20 protein-coding genes and 5 pseudogenes are annotated in these 22,337 nt (G+C 70.5%); 6 read left to right on the plus strand and 19 right to left on the minus strand.

Going from position 1 to position 22,337, the window contains the following annotated elements; translation table 11 throughout:
• Positions 1 to 2 precede the first annotated feature (2 nt).
• From LJB71_RS05470 to LJB71_RS14530, 9 genes and pseudogenes are all read right to left on the minus strand, one after another.
• Positions 3 to 878: a U32 family peptidase gene (locus tag LJB71_RS05470; RefSeq protein WP_259303391.1), complete on the minus strand. Its 876-nt coding sequence runs from the start codon at positions 876 to 878 to the stop codon at positions 3 to 5.
• A gap of 10 nt (positions 879 to 888) precedes the next feature.
• Positions 889 to 1,887, minus strand: coding sequence for a peptidase U32 family protein (locus LJB71_RS05475; RefSeq protein WP_259303392.1), 999 nt, complete (start codon positions 1,885 to 1,887; stop codon positions 889 to 891).
• Between the two features lie 235 nt (positions 1,888 to 2,122).
• On the minus strand, positions 2,123 to 2,425 hold the full coding sequence (locus LJB71_RS05480; protein WP_259303393.1) for a hypothetical protein: 303 nt from the start codon (positions 2,423 to 2,425) through the stop codon (positions 2,123 to 2,125).
• A 168-nt stretch (positions 2,426 to 2,593) separates the two neighbouring features.
• Positions 2,594 to 4,087 carry a UbiD family decarboxylase gene (locus LJB71_RS05485; RefSeq protein WP_259303394.1) on the minus strand — a complete coding sequence of 498 codons (1,494 nt, stop codon included), beginning with the start codon at positions 4,085 to 4,087 and terminating at the stop codon, positions 2,594 to 2,596.
• Positions 4,084 to 5,181: a pyridoxal-phosphate dependent enzyme gene (locus LJB71_RS05490; RefSeq protein ID WP_259303395.1), complete on the minus strand. Its 1,098-nt coding sequence runs from the start codon at positions 5,179 to 5,181 to the stop codon at positions 4,084 to 4,086. The genes LJB71_RS05485 and LJB71_RS05490 overlap by 4 nt, the downstream gene beginning before the upstream one ends.
• Positions 5,182 to 5,234: 53 nt before the next feature.
• Complete coding sequence (locus LJB71_RS05495) at positions 5,235 to 7,160, minus strand: pyridoxal-dependent decarboxylase (protein WP_259303396.1); 1,926 nt, start codon at positions 7,158 to 7,160, stop codon at positions 5,235 to 5,237.
• A 173-nt stretch (positions 7,161 to 7,333) separates the two neighbouring features.
• Positions 7,334 to 7,759: a SirB2 family protein gene (locus LJB71_RS05500; RefSeq protein WP_310649435.1), complete on the minus strand. Its 426-nt coding sequence runs from the start codon at positions 7,757 to 7,759 to the stop codon at positions 7,334 to 7,336.
• The gene (locus LJB71_RS14525; RefSeq protein ID WP_310649436.1) at positions 7,756 to 8,223 is read right to left on the minus strand and encodes an NnrS family protein; all 468 of its coding nucleotides are present in this window, start codon (positions 8,221 to 8,223) and stop codon (positions 7,756 to 7,758) included. The genes LJB71_RS05500 and LJB71_RS14525 overlap by 4 nt, the downstream gene beginning before the upstream one ends.
• A pseudogene (locus tag LJB71_RS14530) lies at positions 8,147 to 8,854 on the minus strand (NnrS family protein); the annotation flags it as partial. The gene LJB71_RS14525 and the pseudogene LJB71_RS14530, both read right to left, overlap by 77 nt.
• Before the next feature lie 273 nt (positions 8,855 to 9,127).
• Here LJB71_RS14530 and rfbC point away from each other — a divergent pair.
• Positions 9,128 to 9,688, plus strand: coding sequence for a dTDP-4-dehydrorhamnose 3,5-epimerase (rfbC, locus tag LJB71_RS05510; RefSeq protein ID WP_259303398.1), 561 nt, complete (start codon positions 9,128 to 9,130; stop codon positions 9,686 to 9,688).
• Positions 9,685 to 10,576, plus strand: a pseudogene (gene rfbD, locus LJB71_RS05515) (dTDP-4-dehydrorhamnose reductase). The gene rfbC and the pseudogene rfbD overlap by 4 nt, the downstream one beginning before the upstream one ends.
• 6 nt (positions 10,577 to 10,582) lie before the next feature.
• Here the strand turns inward: rfbD and LJB71_RS05520 are convergent.
• From LJB71_RS05520 to LJB71_RS05545, 6 genes and pseudogenes are all read right to left on the minus strand, one after another.
• Complete coding sequence (locus tag LJB71_RS05520; protein WP_259303399.1) at positions 10,583 to 11,401, minus strand: M15 family metallopeptidase; 819 nt, start codon at positions 11,399 to 11,401, stop codon at positions 10,583 to 10,585.
• A gap of 35 nt (positions 11,402 to 11,436) precedes the next feature.
• Positions 11,437 to 11,976, minus strand: a complete 540-nt coding sequence (locus tag LJB71_RS05525; protein ID WP_259303400.1) for a PH domain-containing protein — start codon at positions 11,974 to 11,976, stop codon at positions 11,437 to 11,439.
• Positions 11,977 to 11,978: 2 nt separating this feature from the next.
• Positions 11,979 to 13,313, minus strand: coding sequence for an alpha/beta fold hydrolase (locus LJB71_RS05530; protein WP_259303401.1), 1,335 nt, complete (start codon positions 13,311 to 13,313; stop codon positions 11,979 to 11,981).
• Positions 13,310 to 13,492 (minus strand): Arc family DNA binding domain-containing protein, encoded by a 183-nt coding sequence (locus LJB71_RS05535; RefSeq protein WP_259303402.1) that lies wholly within the window; start codon positions 13,490 to 13,492, stop codon positions 13,310 to 13,312. Before LJB71_RS05535 ends, LJB71_RS05530 begins: the two co-directional genes overlap by 4 nt.
• Positions 13,493 to 13,510: 18 nt before the next feature.
• Positions 13,511 to 14,205: pseudogene (locus LJB71_RS05540) on the minus strand (SPFH domain-containing protein); the annotation flags it as partial.
• A 272-nt stretch (positions 14,206 to 14,477) separates the two neighbouring features.
• A complete protein-coding gene (locus LJB71_RS05545; RefSeq protein WP_259303403.1) occupies positions 14,478 to 15,389 on the minus strand; it encodes a hypothetical protein in 912 nt (303 codons plus the stop codon).
• A gap of 55 nt (positions 15,390 to 15,444) precedes the next feature.
• Between LJB71_RS05545 and LJB71_RS05550 the strand changes: the two genes are divergently transcribed.
• Positions 15,445 to 15,774, plus strand: coding sequence for a hypothetical protein (locus LJB71_RS05550; RefSeq protein ID WP_259303404.1), 330 nt, complete (start codon positions 15,445 to 15,447; stop codon positions 15,772 to 15,774).
• Positions 15,775 to 15,957: 183 nt separating this feature from the next.
• On the opposite strand, the pseudogene LJB71_RS05555 reads toward LJB71_RS05550, so the two are convergent.
• Positions 15,958 to 16,675: pseudogene (locus LJB71_RS05555) on the minus strand (arginyltransferase); the annotation flags it as partial.
• Between the two features lie 113 nt (positions 16,676 to 16,788).
• On the opposite strand from LJB71_RS05555, the gene LJB71_RS05560 reads away from it, so the two are divergent.
• Entirely contained in the window at positions 16,789 to 17,271 is a 483-nt protein-coding gene (locus tag LJB71_RS05560; protein WP_259303405.1) for an EF-hand domain-containing protein, read from the plus strand.
• Positions 17,272 to 17,320: 49 nt separating this feature from the next.
• Here the strand turns inward: LJB71_RS05560 and LJB71_RS05565 are convergent, their stop codons facing one another.
• The 3 genes and pseudogenes from LJB71_RS05565 to LJB71_RS05575 all read right to left on the minus strand — a co-directional run bounded on the left by LJB71_RS05565 (position 17,321) and on the right by LJB71_RS05575 (position 19,600).
• Entirely contained in the window at positions 17,321 to 18,136 is an 816-nt protein-coding gene (locus LJB71_RS05565) for a hypothetical protein (protein ID WP_259303406.1), read from the minus strand.
• Positions 18,133 to 19,008: an acyl-CoA thioesterase II gene (gene tesB, locus LJB71_RS05570; protein ID WP_259303407.1), complete on the minus strand. Its 876-nt coding sequence runs from the start codon at positions 19,006 to 19,008 to the stop codon at positions 18,133 to 18,135. Before tesB ends, LJB71_RS05565 begins: the two co-directional genes overlap by 4 nt.
• 8 nt (positions 19,009 to 19,016) lie before the next feature.
• Positions 19,017 to 19,600 (minus strand): annotated as a pseudogene (locus LJB71_RS05575) (N-acetylmuramoyl-L-alanine amidase).
• Between the two features lie 22 nt (positions 19,601 to 19,622).
• Between LJB71_RS05575 and LJB71_RS05580 the strand changes: the two are divergent.
• Together LJB71_RS05580 and rlmKL are read left to right on the plus strand one after the other, a co-directional pair.
• The gene (locus LJB71_RS05580; RefSeq protein WP_259303408.1) at positions 19,623 to 20,147 is read left to right on the plus strand and encodes a hypothetical protein; all 525 of its coding nucleotides are present in this window, start codon (positions 19,623 to 19,625) and stop codon (positions 20,145 to 20,147) included.
• Positions 20,148 to 20,151: 4 nt separating this feature from the next.
• On the plus strand, positions 20,152 to 22,284 hold the full coding sequence (gene rlmKL, locus LJB71_RS05585; RefSeq protein ID WP_259303409.1) for a bifunctional 23S rRNA (guanine(2069)-N(7))-methyltransferase RlmK/23S rRNA (guanine(2445)-N(2))-methyltransferase RlmL: 2,133 nt from the start codon (positions 20,152 to 20,154) through the stop codon (positions 22,282 to 22,284).
• Positions 22,285 to 22,337: the final 53 nt, after the last annotated feature.

A 22,337-nucleotide genomic window follows, 5' to 3' on the forward strand; every position in this document is an offset into this window, starting at 1 on the left:
GCTCAGACTGCCGGCATCCGCATTCCCGGTTCGCCGTGCCAGTAGCCGTTGCGTTCGCCGAGCTGCACCGGCGCCTCGCTGGCGGTGCGGGCGGCGTCGAAATGCCGCACCACCGCCTCCATGCCTTCGGCCTGCGGGTACAGGCGCAGGATGTCCACGCCCAGCGCGCGCAGCTCCGGCAGCTCCGGGCCCAGGTCGGTGATCTCCTCGCCCTGCACCGAGATGCCGTTGATGCGCAGGAACGGGCGGCCTTCGCGGGTGGCCAGTGGCAGACCGTCGGGATAGTCGATGCAGCGGAAGCCGCACTGGTCCTTGGGCACGTCGAGCGCGCGCGCGGTGAAGCAGCGCGCCGAGAACGACAGCGGCAGCCGGCCCCAGGCGATCACCTCCAGCTCCGGCATCGCGGCGCCGTCGGCAATGAAGGCCTCCTTCAGCTCGCCGATCAGGGTGCGGCCCTGCTCGACGCCCGGCACCCAGCGGCGCAGGCCGTCTTCCACCAGCATTTCCAGTGCGCGGTGGTTGTACACGTTGAGCGTCGGCCCGGCCACGAACGGGCGGCCCTTTTCCCTGCACAGCTGCACCGCGGACAGGTCGTTGGCCTCGATCCAGAAGCCGCCGTGGGAAATCTGCCGGTCCAGCACGCTGAGTTCGGATTCGGCCTCGATCAGCGCCAGCGTGGACAGCACGATCTGCTTGCCGGAGGCGGCGAGTTCTTCCGCCAGCGCCAGCCAGTCGGCGGTGCGCAGTTCGCGGCGCTTGCTGCACACGGTTTCGCCGAGATAGACGATGTCGACCGGCCAGTGGATGGCCTCGCGGTAGAACGCCAGCGTGCGCTCGCGCGGCCAGAAATACTGCAGCGGGCCCAGGCTCAGTTTCATCGGTATTCCTTCAGTGCCAGGCGCGGTGGTACGGGCCCAGGGTGGTCTGGTGGCCTTCGGCATGGCGCGCCAGCCCGGCCTGCCATTCGGGCCGGGCCTGCCAATGCGCCGCGTCGGCGATGACCTGATCGATTGCATTGCGCCAGATGCGGGTGACCGAGCTGACGTAGGCCACGCCGCGCTGGCGGCCTTCGATTTTCAGCGCAGCCACGCCGATCTGCTTCAGTCGCGGCAGCAGTTCCAGCGTGTTGAGGCTGGTCGGCTCTTCCAGCGCGTGGAAGACCTCGTTGCCGACTTCAAAGCGGCCTTTGCAGACGGTGGGATAGCCGGCCGGCTCTTCTGGCCTGAATTCGTCGATCAGCACGCCGTTCAGACGCACGCTGCGGCTGCCGTCGCCCTGCTCGCCCCAGCGCACGAATTTGGCCGGCGAGCACACGCCGTGGCGGTTGGGCGAGGCGCCGGTGACGTAGCTGGACAGCTGACAGCGCCCTTCCACCATGATGCACAGACTGCCGAAGGCGAATACTTCCAGCGCGACCGGCGATTTCTCGCACAGCCGTTCCACCTGCTGCAACGAAAGCACCCGCGGCAGCACCGCGCGGCTGATGCCGAAGCGCTCGAAGGCATAGCGCAACGCGGGAGCGGTAGTGGCACTGCCTTGCACGGAAAGATGGCGCGGCAGGTTGGGGTGGGTGCGCGCGGCATAGTCCAGCACTGCCACCTCGGCCGCAATGATGGCATTGGCACCGAGCGCGGCAGCCTTGTCCACGGCAGCGTACCAATCCTGCAGGCGCGCGCTGTCGGGATAGGTGTTGAGCGCCAGATAGACTTTGGCGTTGCGGGCATGTGCATAGCGGATGCCGGCGCGCAGTTCCTCGTCGCTGAAGTTCAGGCCAGGAAAGGCGCGCGCATTGGTCTGGTCGCGGAAGCCGGCATAGACTGCATCGGCGCCTGCGTCTATGGCGGCTTGCAAAGCCGGCAGGTTGCCGGCAGGACAGACCAGTTGCATGGGGGGCTCCTCGATGGCGCGCGTGCATGGTCTGGTTCAGGTGCTTCGGCGTCATTGACGTGGGTCAATCGCGTCTGGCGATACCGGTGATGCCGGGATTGATGCGGGTCATGGCGCCCCACGCGTGCGGGTGCGAAGGTGGTGCCGGACGCGGGCATGGGCCCGTGCACTGGAGAACACCATGCTGCCCAGGACGATCCTGCCACTGTCCGCGCTGGCGCTGGCCGGCGCGCTGTCAATAACTCCCGCGGCGGCGCAGTCGGCCGCCCATCACGACCATGCCGCGCACACCGGGCATGCCGTCAGGCCGCAGATCCCGGCGCAGCGCTGGGCCACGGACGCGCCGCTGCGCGCCGGCATGCGCGATCTGCGCGAGGCGACCGCGGCGCTCCATCATTACGCGATGGGCCATCTCGACGATGTCCAGCGCGACCATGCGGTGGAACAGATCGACGCTGCGATCAACAACATGATCGCCCACTGCAAAGCTCGAGCCGGAAGCCGACGCCGCCCTGCACGGGCTGCTGGCAACGTTCATCGCCGGCGCCAACGCCGCGCGCGCAGGAACGTTCGGCAAGACCGAACTGGCGCCGATGCAGGATGCGCTTGCGCAGTACCCGCGGATGTTCGACGACCCCGGCTGGAGCGATGCGAACCGCTGAGCAGGCCGCCTTCCGGGCTCCGCCAGTGTCGCTGGCTGGCGCGGCTAGCGCTGCCGTCGATGCGCTTCCTGCGCGTCCAGCACGCCGCGCCAGAGCGCATCCACCCGCTTCTCCACCGCGGCGTCCAGCTGGATCGGCCTGCTCCAGGCACGCGTGGTTTCTCCCGGCCATTTGTTGGTGGCGTCCAGCCCCAGCTTCGATCCGAGGTTTGGGGTGGGGCTGGAGAAGTCGAGGTAGTCGATCGGGGTCCTGTCGATCAGCACGCTGTCGCGCGCCGGATCGACGCGGGTGGAGATCGCCCAGATCACCTGCGACCAGTCGCGCACGTCGATGTCCTCGTCGGTGACGATCACGAACTTGGTGTAGGTGAACTGGCGCAGGTAGGACCAGATGCCCATCATGATCCGGCGCGCGTGGCCAGGGTACTGCTTGCGGATGGATACCACCGCGATGCGGTAGGAGCAGGCTTCCGGCGGCAGGTAGAAATCCACGATCTCCGGAAAGACCTTGCGCAGCAGCGGCACGAACACGTCGTTCAGCGCCATCGCCATTACCGAGGGTTCGTCGAACGGCGCCCGCCCCATGTAGCTGCCCTGGTAGATCGCGCCCTTGCGCAGATGCATGCGCTGGATGGTCATCACCGGGAAATGGTCCTGCGCGTTGTAGTAGCCGGTGTGGTCGCCGAACGGGCCTTCCAGCGCGGTTTCCTCCGGATCGATGAAGCCTTCCAGCAGGATCTCGCAGCCCGCCGGCGCATCCAGTCCGGTCAATGTGCTGGGCCAGACGCGGGTGCGCTGGCCGCGCAGCAGGCCGGCGAATTCGTACTCGGACAGGGTGTCGGGAATCGGCGCCACCGCCGCCAGCAGGGTGCCGGGATCGGCGCCGATCGCCACCAGCACCGGGAATGGCTTGCCGGGATGGGTCGCCTTCCAGTCGGCGAAGTCCAGCGCGCCGCCGCGGTGTGGCAGCCAGCGCATGATGACTTTGTTGCGCGCGATGACTTGCTGGCGGTAGATCGCGACGTTCTGGCGGGGTTTGCGGGTGCCGCGGGTGACCACCAGGCCAAGGGTGATGAGCCTGGCCGCATCCTGCGGCCAGCAGCGCTGGATCGGCAGGCGCGACAGGTCCACCTCTCCGCCGTCCAGCGTCTCGTACTGGAACGCGGCTTCGCGCACTTTTTGCGGTGCCACGTGCGCCAGCTGCGCCAGCTCCGGCCAGCAGTCGAGCGCCGCGCGCAGGCTGGAGGGCCAGCGCGGCTCGCGGATCGCCGCCAGCAGCTCGCCGAGCTCGCGTAGGGACGCCAGCGGGCGTCCGGCCAGCGCCGCCTCGATGCGGTCGCGATGGCCGTAGAGATTGCCGAGGTAGGCGTGGTCGCTGCCGACCGGATGCTCCATCAGCAGCGCGGGCCCGCCTTCGCGCAGTGCGCGCAGGCTGAGCGAGGTGGTTTCGAGTTCGGGATCGACCGGCGCGCCGACGCGCAGCAGCTGTCCGCGGCGTTCGAGGGCATCGATGAAGGTGCGCAGATCGTGGAAGCTCATGCGGATGCGTGGGGTGGCGTGAGTCTTCCTGCAGCGAGCGTGGCGCCGAGGGCTTGCTGCCAGGGCGCGGCGTCGATGCCGTGTGCGGCGCGCCAACCAGGATCGAACAGGGTCTGCTGGTAGCGGCTGCCGCGATCACACAAGAGCATCACGATGCTGCCGGTTTCGCCGCGCTCGCGCATGGCGACGGCCAACTGCAGGCAGGCGACGAAGTGGGTGCCGGAGGAGCCGCCGTAGCGGGCGCCGAGCAGGTCTTCCAGCAGCAGGGCGGCAGCGATCGAGGCGGCATCCTCGACGTCGATCACCGCATCCACCACCTCGAACAGGACGCCTGGCTCCACGCGCGGGCGGCCGATCCCTTCGATCAGGGTCGGCTGGCTGGCGACGGCATCGCGGTTGCGCGTGCGCCAACCGTGCACATAGGCGCTACCGGCGGGTTCGGCCACGCACAGGCGGGTCTCCAGGCGGCGATAACGCAGATAGCGGCCGATGGTGGCGGACGTGCCGCCGGTGCCCACGCCGCAGACGATCCAGGCCGGCACCGGCTGCGGTTCGCGGCGCAGCTGGCCGAGGATGGATTCGGCGATGTTGTTGTTGCCGCGCCAATCGGTGGCGCGCTCGGCCAGGCCGAACTGGTCGAGATGGCAGGCGCCGTTGGCGGCGTGTTCGGCGGCGCGCGCATGCACGGCCAGCGGGTCTTCGACCAGGTCGCAGACGCCGCCGAGGGCCTGCACGGCGGCGATCTTCTGCGGCGCGGTGCAGGCCGGCATCACGGCGATGAACGGCAGGCCCAGCAGCCGCGCGAACCAGGCTTCGGAAATCGCGGTGCTGCCGGAGGAGGCATCCACCACGGTCTGGCCCCGGCCCAGGCGGCCATTGCACAGCGCATACAGGAACAGCGAGCGCGCCAGCCGGTGTTTCAGGCTGCCGGTCGGATGGCTGGCCTCGTCCTTGAGATAGAACGGGATCCCGGGAAATCCCGGGAAGTCCAGGCGCAGCAGGTGGGTGTCGGCGGAGCGGGTGGCCTCCTGCTCCAGCAGGGCGATGGCATCGTGCACCCAGGCGCGCGCATGCGTAAGCGGCGCGCCGTCCATCCGCCCATCATGTTGCGGACACGGCACGGGCTCGATCGGTGGCGGCGCCGCGTTCATGGGGTGAGCATCGCGCGGATTCTGGAGCCCAGGTGGTCGAAGTACCTGTCGATGTAGCTGATCCCGTTTTCATGATCGATGAGATAGGGGTTCATCAGGGTGTGGCGCAGGATCAGCAGGCGGTCGCTGCCGTCCCCTCCGAGGCTGGCGATATCCAGCCCGAGCGCCTCGAGGATGCGCCGGGTTTCGTTGGTGCCGAGCGCGTCGGGGCGCAGGGTGGTGACCGAGCCGAAGAACTGCTTGTCCTGCAGCGGGCGGCTGACGTCGCAGCGCAGTTCTTCGTAAAGGCGGCGCAGGAAGGCATTGGCGCGGGCGACATCGCGGTTCCCGGCCGGATTCAGCGCAAGGCAGACCAGATTGCTGTCCGGCTGGAAGGGGATGACGGCGCGCACGCTGGCCTGCATGTCCTCGGCAAAGCGCAGGGCGCGGTCGTGGAAGGCCTCCGCGGCATGCACGGTTTGCGCGGGCAGGCGGCCGAAGTGCGCGTGATCCAGCGGCAATACCCGCTGGGCGACATACACCCCGGCCGCGGCCGCGCCGGATTTGGAGCCTTCCAGGATGAACTGACCGAGGCCGCGGTAGCGGGCCATGTAGTCCTGCGCAGGGCTGCCGTGGAAGACATAGTCGGCCTCTTCGGACAGCAGTGCCGTCGCGCGGTGGTCGCGGCAGATGAACGCGCCGCTTCCGTAGGGAAGATAGCCCAGCTTGTGGGGATCGACCGTGGCCGAGTCGGTCTGCGCCAGCGCTGCGGTTGCGGCATACACCTCTGGCGTAGGAAAGCGTTTGAATTCGGCGGCGACGTCCTCGCGCGGGCGCAGGCTGCCGTCGGCATTGCGCAGCAGCGTGGCCAGATAGCCGCCCCAGGCGGCATCCACATGCACGCAGAAACCCAGGCCTTGCGCCGCGAAGTGTTCACGCGCCGCCACCACGGCGTCGATCGGGTCGATGGTGCCGTATTCGGTTGTTCCCATGACGGCCACCGTCATCAACACCGGCTGCTTCTCGCGCAGGCATCGATTCAGAGTTTCCTGCAGCGCGGCCGCGTCGATCCGCATGCCGCGCTGGGGCAGCAGTTCGAGCTGGGCGCGGCCGAGGCCGAGCAGCTTGCAGCCCTTGCTCCATGAATAGTGGGCGGTGATCGGCGCCAGCACTTTCGGTGGGCGCAGGCTCGGGTGCAGGGCGAAGAAGGCGGCAAGGCCCAGGTGTTCGATGCGCGAGCGCTCGACCTTTTCCCGCCAGCGCCTGCGCATCCCCGCGTCGGCTTCGGCCAGCCAGCGTTGCCAGGCATCGACCAGGGCGATGGATTGGCGGGGATGCAGGTTGAAGGCGTGCCAGGCATCCTCCGGCAGCGGCAGATCGCCGATCCCGGACGCCCACAGCGCGACCGGAAAGGCTTTCAGCGCCAGCGCCAGCCGCAGCGCCTGGTAGTTGGCCAGGGTGCCGCCGGAGGTGAGGTGCCCGAATGCACAATCCGGGCGGCTGGGGTCGTTGGGGTAGCCGAGCATCCCGGCGAGCTGGAGCCCGGCCTTGACCTCGAGATCCACCGTGACCGGCGCGGCATCCTCGGAGACGTTGTTGGGGTTATAGGGTAGGGTCAGGATGTGCGCAACCAGGCCCGGCAGCAGGAGATCGGAGGCCATGTGACCGATATAGCGCGGGCTGTGGAACGGCACCGACTTCTTCAGCGCCGCCGACAGCTGGTGCAGCTCGCGGCGCATGCGCGCTTCGAAGGCCTGGTAGTCGGGGCGTTGTGCCGCCGCCGTGGAGATCGCCGGCGGATCCTCCGGATGGAAGTTGCGGCGCCAGTACACGTGGTCGCGCAGGAACTCGACCAGCAGTTTTTCCAGCAGGGTGTCGTTCTCGCCATAGGGGCCGAGAAAGCAGGCGTCCGGTGCGCGCGCAGGAGCGGGATGGTCTTGCATCGGTCGGGAGCTCTTTGCTAGGGAAGGTCTGAACAACGCCATCCAGGCGTTGTCAGCCCATGCCGAGCCCGGTACAGGCCCGGACTCGGCTCACACGCATCGATCACTTGCATGATGGATGCGTGGCCGGCCCTCCATGGCCGGCGGGAACCTCTGAGTTGATCAGAGGTTCCCTAGTGCATCAGCAGGCGCAGCCATCCGGCCGGATCATGCGCACGCGCGATGCCGTAGATGGTCAGGAACGTGGCCAACGCCGCCAGGTAGAACGCGATGCGCCATCGGCGGGCAAGGCGCTCGCGCATCGCCAGGATGCCCAGCGCGATGTACACCACCACCAGCGCCAGCTTGACGCTGAGCCAGCCATTGGCGAACACCGCCCCTGGCAGCATGGAAAACAGCATCGTGGCCGAGGTCAGCAGGATGGTGTCGATGGTGTAGCTGGCGTATTTCGGCAGCCAGTGCCGCGGCCAGCGCGCGCCCAGCAGCGCGCTGCCGCCGCGCAGCGAGAACAGGGCGCCGCTGCACAGCACCGCATGCACGTGGAGCCATTTCACCTGCGGATAGAACGCCAGCAGGGGCGAGGGGGCGTCCATCGTCATCCGGGGCGGCCGTCGGCGCGCGGGCGCAGGTAGATCGCCAGCGAGCGCAGCACCCAGGGCAGGAATGCCAGCAGCCAGCCGGCGGCGGCAATGGCCTGCCAGGCGTAGGTGTCGGGCGCGATCTCCGCGGCGATCCGGACCAGCGCCACCAGCTGCAGCAGGGCGAAGGCGAACCAGCCGGCGGCCGGCATCGCCAGCGGCCGCCCGGAATGGCCCTGGGTCACCCGCGTCACCATGGCCACCAGCAGGCTGCCGAAGAAGCCGATGAACAGCGCATGCGCCGGGCCGCGTCCGAGGATGTAGACGCCATCGGCGGCGAGCAGCGCGCTCTGCAGCGCATACAGCGCGAACGCCAGCGGCAAGCCAGGCGAAGCCGATGAACAGCACCCACAGCAGGCCCGGCGCCTTGCCGTGCGGCCACCAGCGCCACAGCACGCACGCGCTGCCGAGGGCCAGCAGCGCATCCACCGGCCACAGCCAGGCCTCCGCCTGCAGCAATACGAACGTCAGGTGCGCCAGCAGCAGGCCCCACAGCGCGGCCAGCAGCCACAGCGGCCGCCACGCGCGGTAGCCCGGCACCACGTTGCCGGCGAAGAACGGGAACATCCGGTGCGCCACCGTGGCGTATACCGGCAGCAGCAGGCCGAACGTGCCCAGCTTGATCGATGCCAGCACCGTCCACCCGGGCGCGCCGTGCAGGAACGCGGCCATCAGCAGCACGCCGGAAAATCCCAGCGACAGCGCCGCGAAGCAGGACCAGGCATGCCAGGTCGGCCCGCGCCCGGCGCGGCGCTCGGCCAGCAGCACCCGCAGCAGCTGCACCAGGCCGTAGCCCCAACCCGCCAGGGTCATCAGCACGCCCACGTGCAGCATCGCCGGCTGTCCCAGCAGCAGGCCGCCGACCACCGCCAGCTGCCCGCCCAGCAACCCCAGCCCGACCGGCACGTAGTGCCAGCGCGCCAGCTCCGGCAGTCCCATCCAGCGCGGGAAGGTGGTCATCAGGAAGCCGAACATGAACGGCGGCAGCAGCTGGTACTGCATCACGAAGGCATGCATCCAGCCGCCGAACGGCGTGTTGCCGGGCAAGCCGATCACGTGCCAGCGCGCATCCAGCAGCCATAGCAGCTCACCAGCCCATCGCCAGCAGCACGTTGCTGGCGCCGACGAAGAACAACAGCCGGTGCGGGGCGGCCGCCAGCAGGGCCGGCGAGAGCCGACCGGAAGATGGGGAAACGATCGAATGCATGCGGGGAGTGTTGCGGTAGTGCCGACCGGCTGCCTTGATCCAGGTCAGAAAGCGGCGCCCTGGCCGGAGATGGCGGTGCGGGACGGTATGATCGGCGCGGTTTCCCCCACGAAAATCATCGCGTGAAGTTCCTGCAAACCCGCCTTCCTGGCTGCGTGGCCATCGAGTCAGACGTGCATGGCGATGCGCGTGGATTCTTCTTCGAGGCGTGGAATGCCGCGCGCTTCGCGGCGCACGGGTTGCCGGCGCAGTTCGTGCAGCACAACGTCAGCCGCTCGCAGCGCGGGGTGCTGCGCGGGCTGCACTACCAGTGGCCGGGCCATCCGCAGGGCAAGCTGGTCACGGTGCTGGAAGGCGAGGTGTACGACGTGGCGGTGGACCTGCGCCGGGATTCGCCGACCTTCGGCCAGCACACGGCGGCCATCCTCAGCGCGGAGAACCGGCGCCAGTTCTGGATTCCGGAGGGCTTCGCCCACGGGTTCCTGGTGCTAAGCGAGACCGCGCTGGTCACCTATCTGTGCACCGCGCCCTATGACCGCCCCAGCGAGAACGCGCTGCGTTGGGACGATCCCGTGCTTGCGATCGACTGGCCGCTGGCGGAGGTGCAGCTGTCGGACAAGGATGCGGCCGCGCCGTTCCTCGACGCGATCCCGCCCGGGCGCCTGCCGCGCGGCCTGCCATGAGAGTCCTGCTGCTGGGCGGCAACGGCCAGGTCGGCCGCGAACTGCGGCGAACCCTGCCGGCGCTGGGCGAGGTGACCGTGGCCACCCGCGACGGTGCCGGGGCCGATATGGCGGCCGATTTCGACGCGCCCCCGGCGCTGCAGGCCCTGGTCCAGCGCCTCGCGCCCGACGTGGTGGTGAACGCTGCCGCATACACCGCCGTGGATCGTGCCGAGAGCGAGCCGGAGGCCGCATTCCGCGTGAACGCCGAGGCGCCGGCGGCGCTGGCGCGCGCCTGCGCCGTGACCGGCGCGCTGCTGCTGCATTACTCGACCGACTACGTGTTCGATGGCGGCAATGCGCGGCCGTACCGCGAGGACGACCCCGCCGCGCCGCTGGGCGTGTATGGCGCCAGCAAGTGGGCCGGCGAGGAGGCGATCCGCGCGGGCGGCGCGCGCCACGCGATCCTGCGCACGGCCTGGGTGTACGCCGCGCACGGCCGGAACTTCCTGCGCACCATGCTGCAGCTGGCGGCCGAACGCGAGGAACTGCGGGTGGTGGCCGACCAGATCGGCGCGCCGACCCCGGCGGCGTGGATCGCGGAGGCGACCGCGCACATCCTGCGGCGCGGGGTGCCGGCATCCGGGACCTGGCACCTGACGGCGGCCGGGGGAGACCAGCTGGCACGGGTTCGCCGAGGCGATCATGGCCGAGGCGCTGGCAGCGGGTCTGCTGGCGCGCTGCCCGCGCGTGCTGCCGATTACCAGCGCCGACTACCCAACCCCGGCGCGGCGGCCGGCGTATTCGGTGCTGGACATCGCGAGGCTGCGCGCCGATTTCGGCCTCGCGCCCCCGGACTGGCGCGACGGGCTGCGCGCCACCGTGCGCGAACTGGCCCAGGCGCGCTGAAAGCGCTCAGGCGGGCGTGAAGCGCCAGTGCCAGGGCTCGTACACGATCCCGTGCGGGTTGCCGCGCGGATAGCTCATCGCGAAACCGTGCGCGGGCGCGTGCGCCTGCAGCCAGGCGAACGCCGGCGTGCGTTCGAACGCTTCCTCGGCCGGCGGCGCGTCGGGCGTGCCGATGTCCAGCGCCAGCCCGGAGTGGTGCTCGGAGAATCCCGGCGCGGCGTTGACCGCGAGGATCTCGTCCACGCTCAGCCCGCGCGCCCGCTTGCGTTCGAAGATGCCCAGCTGGTAATCGTGGCTGCGGTAGCCGGAGATCGCTTCCAGCGCGATGCCATCGGCCCAGGCCGCGGCCTGCATCCGGCGCCAGGCATGGGCCGCCTGCGGGTGCAGCCACAGCGGCCGGCGCCAGCGGTCGACGCCGGCCAGCAGCAGCCAGCGGGGCTCCGGCACCAGCACCAGCCCGCTGCGCGCGGCATAGGCGTCCGCATCCAGGCCCAGTGCGTGCAGGCGTTCGTGCAGGCGGTGCAGCGGCAGCGCGCCGGGGTGCTCGAGGCCGTTGCGGGCGTGCAACGGCGGTGCGCGCAGGGCGCACCGGGCGGCCTCCAGCCCCGGTTCGCGCGCCAGCGCGGGCGTCAGCGGATGCAGGCCGCCTTCGAGTTCGGCGGCCAGGTAGCGGCCGTCGCGCTTGCGCCGCAGCACGTGCCGCGCCCGCGCCAGCAGCCGCGCGTGGGCATTGCCGCGCGGGTGCAGCAGCGCGGCCGGCCACAGTTCGATCTCGGCGGTATTGCGCAGGACCGTCTTCAGCGGGATGGCGGGCAGGCGTGGCATGCGTGCAGGGTAGCGCAGCCGCCGCGGTACCGGCATCACGCCGCGCGCAGGGCGTCCAGCAGGGCCTGCGGTTTTTCCGGGCTCACCAGGATCAGGCCGCCGTTGCGTTGCGGCAACAGCAAGGCCTGGGGCTGCGACGTCAGCAAGCAGAACGCCCGGCTGCGGTTCCGCAGCAGGCAGGTGCCCACGGTGAGTCCGGGGAAGTTGAAGCCGAATAGCCGTAGCATCGGCTTGTACTCGGTGTGTTCGTCGAGGTTCAGGATCCGCGCCTTGTCGAGAGCGAGGTCGCTGATCGCAACTTTGCGCGCGAACAGCAAGGCACCTGCGACCAGCAGTCTGTTGTCTTCGATGCTGATCTGCCGATGCGCGAGCATCGACAGCAGCCCGGCCGGCACCAGCGCCGTACCGAACGGCACCACGACCCACCACGGCACGGGATTCGTGGGCGATTGCACGTGCGTTCCGCCGAGGAAAGCGAAAAGCAGCAGCAAGGCCCACAGTCCGAGCAGCGCCGGCCATGTCCACGGCGCCATTGGCGCAAGCGGGAACTCCTGTTTGGAAGCGGCCTGCTTCATCGTCAGTGCGCCTTGACCCAGGCGGCGACGTCATCGACCAGCGTCGGATCGACGTGTCCCGGCTGCTGGTACTCGGCCAGCGTGCCTTCGCCCTCGCCGGGGATGCCGAGGTGGTTGAGCGCGGGATACAGCTTGAAGGCGACCTTGGGATCGCCGTCGAACGCCGCGCGCCAGGCCTGCCAGTCGGCATCCACCACCTGGATGTCGCGCGCGCCCTGCAGCACCAGCATCGGCAGCGCCACCCGCTGCGCTTCGGCCACCGGGTCCACCGCGTCGATGCTGCGCCAGTAGCCGGCCGGCTGGCCCATCACGGTGCGGGTCGCGGCGGGCGTGGCGGGGTCGCGGGTCTGCCGCACCTGCGCGATCAGTGCGTTGATCGCCGCGCGCTCGGCGTCGCTGATCTTGCCGTCGTCGAGCACCGCCATCCGCCGGTTCTGCTCCACCACGATGTCCAGCAGCGGCCGCGCCGGCGCCGCCAGCAGCACCAGCCCCTTGACGTGGCCGGACAGCGCGGCGATCCGCGGCGCCATCATCCCGCCCTGGCTGTGGCCCAGCACGAAGATCCGCTTCGGATCGATGCCTGCGGTCTTGCGCAGTGCGTCCACCGCCAGTACCGCATCGAAGGTGGTTTCGTCGTCCACGCCGAAGTCGCCGCCCGCGAATTCCTCGGGGTGCGCCTTGGTGCGCTTCTCGTAGCGCAGCACCGCGATGCCCTGCGCGGCCAGGCCGCGGGCGAGATCGAGGAAGGGCTTGTTCGGGCCGATGGTCTCGTCGCGGTCGTGCGGGCCGGAGCCGTGCACCAGCACGATGGCGGGGAAGGGGCCGCCGCCCTTGGGCATCGCCAGCGTGGCCGGCAGGGCGCGCGCGCCGTCGCCGATCGCCATCTCGCGCTCGGTGTAGGGCGCATCCGCCGCGACGGCGGGCGCTGGCGCGGGGGCCGCCTGCGCGGGTTGCACCAGGAAGCCGGCGATCCTGCCGTCGGCGTCGATGGCGAACCTGGCGACCAGCTCGGCCTGCTCGAAATGCAGCGGCACCTGCACCACGGCGGCCTCGCCCTGCGCGGCGACCGTGGCGTCGCCGCGCCCGGTGGCCTTGCCCATCTGCGCCGGCAGCGATTCCCACACCGCCTTCAGCCTGCCTGCGGGGACCGCCGCGGCCATGCGCGGCGTGAACAGCGCCTCGACCTGGGCGTAATCGCCGGCATCCATCAGGTCCAGCGCCTGCCGGGCGATGGCGGCCGGATCGGTGCTCTGCGCGTGGGCCGCGCCGGCCAGGGCAAGCGCGCCGGCCAGCAGTGCGCGGCGCAGGCAGCGGCGGGGAAGTGCGGGAATGGTCATTTACGTTCCTCCTCGGAGGGAGCGCGTGGCGGCGGCAGCCGCCCGGCCTTGCGCAGGGCGTCGCGCAGCACGTATTCGATCTGCGCGTTGAGGCTGCGGAGTTCGTCGTCGGCCCAACGCTGCGTTGCCGCCAGAATCTGGGCGTTGATGCGCAGCGGATAGGCTTTCTTCTCGCTCACGGCCTGCTGGCGCCGGATTCAGTACAGCGTGCCGGCATTGACGATCGGCTGGGTGGCGCGTTCGCCGCACAGCACGACCAGCAGGTTGCTGACCATCTGCGCCTTGCGCTCCTCGTCCAGCTCGACCACGCCGTTCTTCTGCAGTTCGGCCAGCGCCATCTCGACCATGCCCACCGCGCCGGCGACGATGCGGGTGCGGGCGGCGATGATCGCGTTTGCCTGCTGGCGCTGCAGCATCGCCTGCGCGATCTCCGGGGCGTAGGCCAGGTGGCTGATGCGCGCGTCCAGCACCTGCACGCCGGCGTCGGCCAGGCGCTCGGAGAGCTCGTCGCGCAGGTGCTGCGAGACTTCCGCAGCGTGGCTGCGCAGGGCGATCTGGCCGTCCTCGTGCTGGTCGTACGGGTAGCTGGTGGCCATCGTGCGCAGCGCGGATTCGGACTGGATGTGCACGAAGCTCTCGTAGTCGTCCACGTTGTAGACCGCCTCCGAGGCGTCCACCACCTGCCACACGATCACCGCGGCGATCTCGATCGGGCTGCCATCCAGCTCGTTCACCTTGAGCTTGCCGGACTCGAAGTTGCGCACCCGCAGCGAGACCTTCTTTTGGCGTAGAAGGGGTTGTTCCAGCGCAGGCCGTTGTCCTTGGCGGTGCCGACGTAACGGCCGAACAGGCTGAGCACCGCCGCCTGGTTGGGTTCGACCATGTATAGCCCGCCCAGGCACAGCAGGGCGCCGCCGGCCAGCAGCGCGCCGGCGATGAATTGCGGCCAGAGCTGGAACTGCAGGGCGGTCACCAGCAGCTCAGGCGCCGCTGCCAGCGGCCAGCAGCAGGAGCAGCAGCACCGGAATGCCGGGCAGGGAACGCAGCGGGATCTCTTTCATGGGCGTGCTCGGTTGGGTGTTCTGAATAATTGATATCAATTTGATATCAAAATCGCAAATGCCGGCCGACGAACGGTTGCCGGAGTTCTGTCAAGGGGCGTGCTCAGGGCTGCTGCGGGGCTAGGTAGTAGATCGGGGCCGGGCGGGATTCGCCGCTGGCGTACAGGCCGGCGCCGCCCGCGCTCCAGCCCAGCGCCTCGGCCTGCGGGATCAGCGGCACGTCGTGGGTTTCCGGCGCGCGGGCCACCGCCGCGGCCCAGTCTTCGCCTTCGTCGCGCCGGTAGAACAGCACGCTGCCGTAGGTCAGCACCGCCAGCGTGCGGCGGTCCGGGGAAATGTCGGCGGCGGTCACCTGCGAGAACAGCGCGGCCAGCGTCGGATCCTCCTTTCGCAGCTGCGGCCCGACCTGCGGCACCCCGGCCAGGCGTCCGATCCGGCGCGCCTCCTGCACCCGCCCGTGCGGGTCGGCCAGCGGCAGGCTGAACAGCTCGGGCGGCGTGCGTTTCTTGGAAATCAGCAGCACCTGGCCCAGCACCGGATCCACCGCCGCCGCCTCGCAGTCGCGCGAGCCGTCCGGCCAGCGCGCGGGGATCGACCAGGCCGGGGCCAGCGTGCCGCTGGTCAGCGTCGCCGGCTCCTCGAACACGTACAGCGTGATGTTGCGGCGGTGTCCGCCGTTGTCGCCGGTATCCGCCAGCAGCAGGTAGTGACGGCCGCGCAGCGTGAAGCTGGCGATGTCCTCCCAATCGATGTTGCGCGCGCCGGCCATGTCGAACCGCGCCAGCAGCTGGCCGCGGGTGCTGATGGCGTACAGGCGCGCCGGGTTGCCGCTGTCGTTGTGCACCCACAGCACGCCCGCGTGCGCGTGCGAGGCGGCCAGCCCGCTGATCTCGTCCAGTTCGGGATCGGTCACCAGCCCGGCCAGGCGCGCGAACGGCAGCGATGGCGGCGTGCAGGCGGCCAGGGCCAGCGACAGCAGGGCCGGCAGCAGCCGGTGGGGGAAAAGGCGCGGCATGGCTACAGGATCGCACGACTCGCCAATCCGGGCGGCGGTGTGCCAGCATGTCGGCATGAACGAATCGAGTGGTTACGCGGTATTCCTGTTTCCGCAAGCGCTGGAGGTGCTGGGCGCGGCGATCAAACCTTACCTGCAGGACGGTCCGGCCGGCCCGTTCGTGCCCTGCCGCGAGGTGGACACCGGCGGCGCGTTCGTGGAGCTGATGCTGGAGGCGCGCGCGCCGGACGGGGGCGCGATCGTGCTTGAACTGATGGTGCCGGGGAGCATGGTGCGGATGATCGTGTCCGCACGCAGCGAGGTGGCGTTCGGTTTCCGCGACCGCACGCCCCGCACGGAACCCGAGGCGGGCGGTGCAGCGGCCGCGCCGCCCGCATCCGCCTGATTCCGCCACTTGTCGTTCATGGCGATCGGGCCACGCCCCGTCCGTGGCCAGCGCACGAGTTCCCGTGCGTGGTGAGCCTGTCCAGCCATGAACGGGAGCCAGCCCGGAGCCGAGCCCGCTACCGCCCTTCGACAGTCTCAGGCTGAACGGCTGCGCGCTCCGCCCCCGGGCATCGTTCGGGGCGGCCTGCAGCGGCTGCCAGCGGCGGCCGTCGAAGGCCTCCAGCGGGTGGAAGCGGCGCTTGTAGTCCATCTTCGGATGGCCGGCGATCCAGTAGCCCAGGTACAGGTAATCGCGCCCACTGCGGTGCGCCCAGTCCAGCTGCTGCAGGATGCCCAGGGTGCCCAGCCCGCGCGCCGTTTCGTCGGGATCGTAGAAGGTGTAAACCGCCGACAGCGCATCCTCGGCCAGGTCGGTGACCGCCACCGCCAGCAGCCGGTGGCGTCGCGCTGGCGCAGCTCCAGGAACCGGCTCTCGTTCCAGCTGCCGATCAGGAACTGCTCGAACTCGTGCGCGCCGTGCCCGTCCATGCCGCCGCCGGGATGGCGGAGCGCGAGGTAGCGCTGGTACAGGCGCAGGTATTCGTCACTGCAGGCCGGGTGCACGATGTGGGCGTCGATGTCGGCATTGCGCGCCAGGGCAGCGGCGCTGGCTGCGGTCCGGCTGGAACGCGGCCACCGGGATCCGCACCGGCACGCAGGCCTGGCAGCTGCCGCAGCTGGGGCGGTACACGATGTCGCCGGAACGGCGGAAGCCCCACTGCAGCGCCATCGGATACAGCGCGGGCAGGCGCGGGTCGCGCGGGTCCAGCACCAGGTCGCGGGCCTGGCGTCCCGGCCAGTAGCCGCAGGGGATGCGGGGTGCTGTGGAACAGCCGCAGGTTGTCGTCGTTGCCGCCCATGCGCGCAGCATAGCGCCGACGTTCAGCCGCGCGCAGGGATGTGCGGTCAACCGCGGCGCGCGCGGGGCGTTTCCACCAGCACCCCGGAACTGGTGCCGGGTGGAGGAGACACGATGAAAAGGTTGCAGCTGCTGGTCCTGGCCCTGGCCACGACCGCCGTATCCGGCCTGGCCCTGGCGCAGAGCGCGCCGCCGCCGCCCGCCTCGCCGATGATGAAGGCCGACGCCAATGGCGACGGCGTGATCACCCGCGAGGAAGCGGCCAAGTACCCGCGCCTGGCGGCCAGGTTCGATGCGCTCGACAAGAACAAGGACGGCAAGCTGAGTGCGGACGAGTTGCCGGCCTGGCGCGGCCGCGGCGCGGAGGGTTCGAAGGGCCCGGGTGACGGCCGCGCGATGGACCCGCAATGGAAGGAAAAGATGGAGAAGATGCGCGCCGAGTGCTTCGACAAGGCCGACGCCAACAAGGATGGCCAGTTGAGCCGCGAGGAGTTCGCGAAGATGGGCGAGGTCTGCCGGCCGATGCACGGCGGCATGCACCGCCCGCCGATGCCGCCGGCCGCGCCGCAGCCGCCGGCACCGCCGGTGAAGAAGTGACGGGGCGATAGCGCCATCGCCCGGTGCGGGCGCGCGCTGGCGGGCCCGGCTAGCGCGCGCCCTGCGCCTTCCCGAGGATGTTCCAGCGGGTGCCGGTGCGTTCCACCGCGAGCACCTGCGCCGGTTGCCCGGCCACGTCGAGGCTGACCTCGCCGCTGCCGCTGCCGTCGGTCATGTAGTCGTGCACCGCGATCGCAAGCCCGTCCTTGCCGGTGCAGGCCGAGGCGGCCAGCACGCGGGTGCGCGGCGGCACGGCCATCGCCTCCAGCACCGCCGGTTTCGGATCGCTCCCGTCCACCGTCAGGCAGGCCAGCGCCGGTTTGTGCTGCTGCAGCACCCGTTCGGTGAGGTGCGCGGCGAGCGCGGTGGGCACGTCGATGCGGAACACCTGCACGTCCGTGATCGCTTCCAGCGGCGGCGGGGCCGGGCGGGTGGCGGCCGTGGCGGCTGCCGCCGGGGCCGCCGTTTGCGGCGGCCTGTGCGTATGCAGCGCCGCCAGCCCGATCACCACCGCGATCAGCGCCAGCAGGCCCAGTTTCAGGCGCTTGCCGAACGCCGGGCGGGCCTTGCCGGGTTCGTCGCCACGGCTAGCCGCGGGCAGGTAGCTCGGCAGCTCCTCGCGCGCGCTTTCCAGCAGGCCGAGTTCGCGCAGGAGCTGGCGCCCGCGCGGCTGGTCCTCGGCGCGCACGATCCAGACCGCGGGGATGTCCTTCGGCGCCTTGCGGGCGTCATAGCTGAAATTGCCGCGCCGGTAGCCGCGGTAGCTGCGGCCGTGCTCGATCTTGACCTCGATCCCGGCCTCGCGCAGCAGCTGCGCCACCGCCTCCACGTTCTCGAGGCGCTGGCTTGAAAACACCTTCCTCACGGCGCGGCCTTGTCCGGCAGTACCCGGATCATGCCTTCCTGCGCCGTGCTCGCCACCAGCCGCCCGCTGCGGTCGAAGATCTGGCCGCGCGCCAGCCCGCGCGCGCCCTGCGCGCTGGGGCTGTCGATCGAGTACAGCAGCCATTCGTCGGCGCGGAAGGGGCGGTGGAACCACAGCGCGTGGTCCAGCGAGGCCATCTGCACGTTCGGCTGGTAGTAGCTGATGCCGTGCGGAAAGGTGGCGGTGCCCAGCAGATGGAAGTCGCTGGCGTAGGCCAGCAGCGCGCGGTGCAGCTCCGGCGCGTCGCCCACCGTTTCGGTCAGGCGGAACCAGACCTGCTGGAACGGCGGGCGCTTGGGCGGGTTCAGCTCGTCGCGCGGATACACGTGGCGGAATTCGAACGGGCCGGCGCGGTCCAGCCAGCGCTGCACCTTGATCGGAAGCAGGGCAAGCTTCTCGGGCGGGATCGCGGGCGCCGGCTCCAGATCCTCTGGCTTGGGTACCTCCGGCATCGACAGCTGGTGCTCCACGCCCGGCTCGGCGTCCTGGAACGAGGCGGCGCAGAAGAAGATCACCTTGCCGTGCTGGATGGCGGTGACCCGGCGCACCGAGAAGCTGCCGCCGTCGCGGGTGCGATCGACGTGATAGACGATCGGCGCCTCGATGTCGCCGGCGCGCAGGAAATAGGCGTGCAGCGAATGCGCCGCGCGCGGCTGGGTGAGGGTGGCCTGCGCGGCCGACAGCGCCTGCCCCAGCACCTGGCCACCGAACACGTATTTGGTGCCGATGTCGCGGCTCTGGCCGCGGAACAGGTCATCCTCCAGGCGTTCCAGCGAAAGGAGCTCGATCAGTTCGGAGACGGGGGAAGTCATGGCGCGAATTATACGGGCGGACCTTGCGCCGCCTCGGCGCATAGGCGGGTCAGGGGAACGGCGGCCAGCACCCGCGGCCAGGGGAATAGCGGGCCGGGATCGCGCTTGCGGCGCACGCGCAGGGCCGGATCGTCGCTGGCGGGGACGGTTTCGTGGTCGAGATCCTCGTGCCCGGCGATCTGCGCCAGTTGCGGCAGCTGCCCGCGCAGCCAGTGCAGCAGGGCGATCAGCGCCTCGACCTGGGCGGTGGTGTAGGGCTCGTCCATCGCCTGCCGGCGCGAGTCCGCCAGTCGGGAAAGCGCCCGGTGTTGACCAGCTCGATGCCCACGCTACGCGCATTCCAGCCGCGGGTGTGGTGGGCGATGCGCGCGGGCGGGACGTATTCCTCGAGGCGGCCGTCGCGGTCGATGTAGTAGTGGCCGCTGTTGCCGGTGCCGGAGGCGTACAGCACGCGCTCGCCGTAGGCGCGCGCGGTCGCGAGGTCGGGCAGCTCGGTGCAGTGGATGACCACGGTGTCCACCGCCTCCAGCGCGCGCTGTTCCAGCAGGCCGACATAGGGCAGGGGATGCGGATGGATCGCGGGGGCGGGCATGCGCCGATGCTAGCATTCGCGCATGAAAGGACATTGCATCCTGTCGCACGGCTTCGAAAGCGGTCCCGATGCGACCAAGGTGACCGCGCTGGCCGAGGTCGCCGAGCGCCTGGGCTGGACCCACGAGCGCCCCGATTACACCGACCTCGACGCCCGCCGCGAGGTGACCCCGCTGGGCGACGTGCCCGCGCGCATCGCCCGCCTGCTCGGGCTGGCGCGGGCGGCCGCCGCGCGCGGCCCGCTGGTGCTGGCCGGCTCCAGCCTGGGGGCCTACATCAGCGGCCACGTGTCGCTCGAGGTGCCGGTGGCCGGGCTGTTCCTGATGGCGCCGCCGGTGGTGATGGAGGGGGCGCCGCCGATGCCGGCGGCGGAGGTGCCGGTCTCCATCCTGCACGGCTGGTGCGACGAGCTGATTCCGGCGCTGCAGGTGGTGGACTGGGCCGCGGCGCGGCGCGCGCGCCTGCTGCTGGTCGATGATGCGCACCGCCTGTCCGGCCACGTGCAGGCCAGCGCCGAGGCGTTCGCCGCGCTGCTGGCGTCGCTGTGACGCCATGAGGTTCTTCGCTTCCTGCGGCAAGGGCCTGGAATACCTGCTGGCCGACGAGCTGGTCGCCCTCGGCTGCGCGCGCGCCACCGCCACGCTGGCCGGCGCCAACGTGGAAGGCACGCTGCTGGATGCCCAGCGCGCGGTGCTGTGGTCGCGCCTGGCCAGCCGCATCCTGTGGCCGATCGCCGAGTTCGAGTGCGCCGACGAGCACGCGCTCTACGCTGGCGCGGCCGCGGTGGACTGGACCGCCCATCTCTCGCCCAGTCACACGTTCGCCATCGACGCGCACGTCTCCGGCAGTGCCCTCACCCATGCGCGCTACGCCGCGCAGCGGGTGAAGGACGCGATTGTCGATACCCTGCGTGCCAATACTGGGCAGCGTCCGAATGTCGATGTCGAAACGCCGGATGTGCGCATCCATTTGGTCGTGCGCAAGGGCCGCGCCACGCTGTCCATCGACCTCTCCGGCGGGCCCATGCACCGGCGCGGCTGGCGGCGCGTGCAGGGCGCGGCGCCGCTGAAGGAAACCGTGGCGGCCGCGGTGCTGCTGCGCGGCGGCTGGCCGCAGGCCTATGCCGGGGGCGGCGACCTGCTCGACCCGATGTGCGGCAGCGGCACGTTGCTGATCGAGGGCGCGCTGATGGCGGCCGACGTGGCGCCGGGGTTGGGCCGTCATGGCGATGCGCCGCCGACCCGCTGGATCGGGTTCGACGATGGCGCATGGGCAAGCCTGCGGGCGGAAGCCATCGCCCGCGCGGCGCGCGGGCGCGCGGCGCTGCGGCCCTGCATCCACGGCAGCGACGTGGATCCGCATGCCATCCACGCCGCCCGCGAGAACGCGCAGGCGGCGGGCGTCGCGGACGCCATCGGCTGGTCCGTGCGCGACATCACCGATCTCCCGCCAATGCAGAACCCGCGCGGTGTGGTGGTCTGCAATCCGCCCTACGACGCGCGCCTGGCGGCCGACCCCGCGCTGTACCGCGCATTGGGCGATGCGCTCAGGCGCGTGGCCCCGCAGTGGCGCGCGGCGCTGTTGTGCGGCGACGGCGAACTGGCCCACGCCACCGGGCTGCGCGCGAAAAAGCGCTACCAGCTGTTCAACGGCGCCATCGAATGCAGCCTGATCGCGGTCGATCCCATCGCCCCGCCGCCGCGCGAGGGCGGGGAGAAGCGCGCGCTGCCGGAAGGCGCCCGGATGGTGGCCAACCGCCTGCGCAAGAACCTCGACCGGCTGGCGCACTGGCGCCAGCAGGAGCAGGTTTCCTGTTTCCGCGCCTACGACGCGGACATCCCCGAATACGCCTGCGCAGTGGACGTGTACACCACGGTGGACGGCGCGACCTGGCTGCACGTGCAGGAGTACGCCGCGCCACCGGAGATTCCCGAGGCCACCACCCGCAGGCGCCTGAGCGATCTGCTGCTGGCGGTGTGCGAGGTGTTCGGCGTGCCGCGCGAGCGGGTGGCGGTGAAGGCCCGCCGCACCGGTAAGGGCGGCAGCAAGTACGGTCGCTTCGATCACCGCGGGCAGTTCCTCACGGTGGAGGAAGGCGCGGCCAGGCTGCAGGTCAACCTGTTCGATTACCTCGACACCGGCCTGTTCCTCGACCATCGCCCGCTGCGGGCGCGGATGGCGCAGGAGGCGCGCGGCAAGCGTTTCCTCAACCTGTTCTGCTATACCGGCGCGGCCACCGTGCAGGCCGCGGTGCAGGGCGCCTTGCTGACCACCAGCGTGGATCTGTCGGCCACCTATCTGGAATGGCTGGCCGACAACCTGCGCGGCAACGGCATTGGCGGCACCCGCCACCGCATCGCGCAGGCCGACGCGCTGAAGTGGCTGCAGGCCGATACCGGCGAGTACGACGTGATCTTCTGCGACCCGCCGACCTTCTCCAATTCCAAGCGCGCCGACGATTTCGACGTGCAGCGCGACCATGTGCGCCTGCTGCGCGCCGCGGTGGCGCGGCTGGCGCCGGGTGGCGTGCTGTACTTCAGCAACAATTTCCGCCGCTTCCGGCTGGACGAGGCGGCGCTGGCCGGCTTCGCGCAGGTGGAGGACATCAGCGCCGCCACCATCCCCCCGGACTTCGCGCGCAATCCGCGCATCCACCGCGCCTGGCGCCTGCAGCGCGCGGGCTGACGCCCGGCGCGGGTTCCGGAAACGAAGCGGGGCGGCTGTCCGCCGCCCCGCTT

The sequence above is a fragment of the Thermomonas sp. S9 genome, from assembly GCF_024704365.1.
Taxonomy (GTDB): domain Bacteria; phylum Pseudomonadota; class Gammaproteobacteria; order Xanthomonadales; family Xanthomonadaceae; genus Thermomonas.

Excerpts from the sequence above, each read along its gene's own strand:
- LJB71_RS05520 (WP_259303399.1), bottom strand. The coding sequence starts at position 11,401 with ATGCCACGCCTGCCCGCCATCCCGCTGAAGACGGTCCTGCGCAATACC.
- LJB71_RS05475 (WP_259303392.1), bottom strand. The coding sequence starts at position 1,887 with ATGCAACTGGTCTGTCCTGCCGGCAACCTGCCGGCTTTGCAAGCCGCC.
- LJB71_RS14525 (WP_310649436.1), bottom strand. The coding sequence starts at position 8,223 with ATGCGCTGCTGGCCCTCGGCAGCGCGTGCGTGCTGTGGCGCTGGTGGC.
- LJB71_RS05495 (WP_259303396.1), bottom strand. The coding sequence starts at position 7,160 with ATGCAAGACCATCCCGCTCCTGCGCGCGCACCGGACGCCTGCTTTCTC.
- LJB71_RS05525 (WP_259303400.1), bottom strand. The coding sequence starts at position 11,976 with ATGAAGCAGGCCGCTTCCAAACAGGAGTTCCCGCTTGCGCCAATGGCG.
- tesB (WP_259303407.1), bottom strand. The coding sequence starts at position 19,008 with ATGACTTCCCCCGTCTCCGAACTGATCGAGCTCCTTTCGCTGGAACGC.
- LJB71_RS05480 (WP_259303393.1), bottom strand. The coding sequence starts at position 2,425 with ATGAACGTTGCCAGCAGCCCGTGCAGGGCGGCGTCGGCTTCCGGCTCG.
- rlmKL (WP_259303409.1), top strand. The coding sequence starts at position 20,152 with ATGAGGTTCTTCGCTTCCTGCGGCAAGGGCCTGGAATACCTGCTGGCC.
- LJB71_RS05580 (WP_259303408.1), top strand. The coding sequence starts at position 19,623 with ATGAAAGGACATTGCATCCTGTCGCACGGCTTCGAAAGCGGTCCCGAT.
- LJB71_RS05470 (WP_259303391.1), bottom strand. The coding sequence starts at position 878 with ATGAAACTGAGCCTGGGCCCGCTGCAGTATTTCTGGCCGCGCGAGCGC.
- LJB71_RS05550 (WP_259303404.1), top strand. The coding sequence starts at position 15,445 with ATGAACGAATCGAGTGGTTACGCGGTATTCCTGTTTCCGCAAGCGCTG.
- LJB71_RS05500 (WP_310649435.1), bottom strand. The coding sequence starts at position 7,759 with ATGACGATGGACGCCCCCTCGCCCCTGCTGGCGTTCTATCCGCAGGTG.
- LJB71_RS05545 (WP_259303403.1), bottom strand. The coding sequence starts at position 15,389 with ATGCCGCGCCTTTTCCCCCACCGGCTGCTGCCGGCCCTGCTGTCGCTG.
- LJB71_RS05530 (WP_259303401.1), bottom strand. The coding sequence starts at position 13,313 with ATGACCATTCCCGCACTTCCCCGCCGCTGCCTGCGCCGCGCACTGCTG.
- LJB71_RS05490 (WP_259303395.1), bottom strand. The coding sequence starts at position 5,181 with ATGGACGGCGCGCCGCTTACGCATGCGCGCGCCTGGGTGCACGATGCC.
- LJB71_RS05560 (WP_259303405.1), top strand. The coding sequence starts at position 16,789 with ATGAAAAGGTTGCAGCTGCTGGTCCTGGCCCTGGCCACGACCGCCGTA.
- LJB71_RS05485 (WP_259303394.1), bottom strand. The coding sequence starts at position 4,087 with ATGAGCTTCCACGATCTGCGCACCTTCATCGATGCCCTCGAACGCCGC.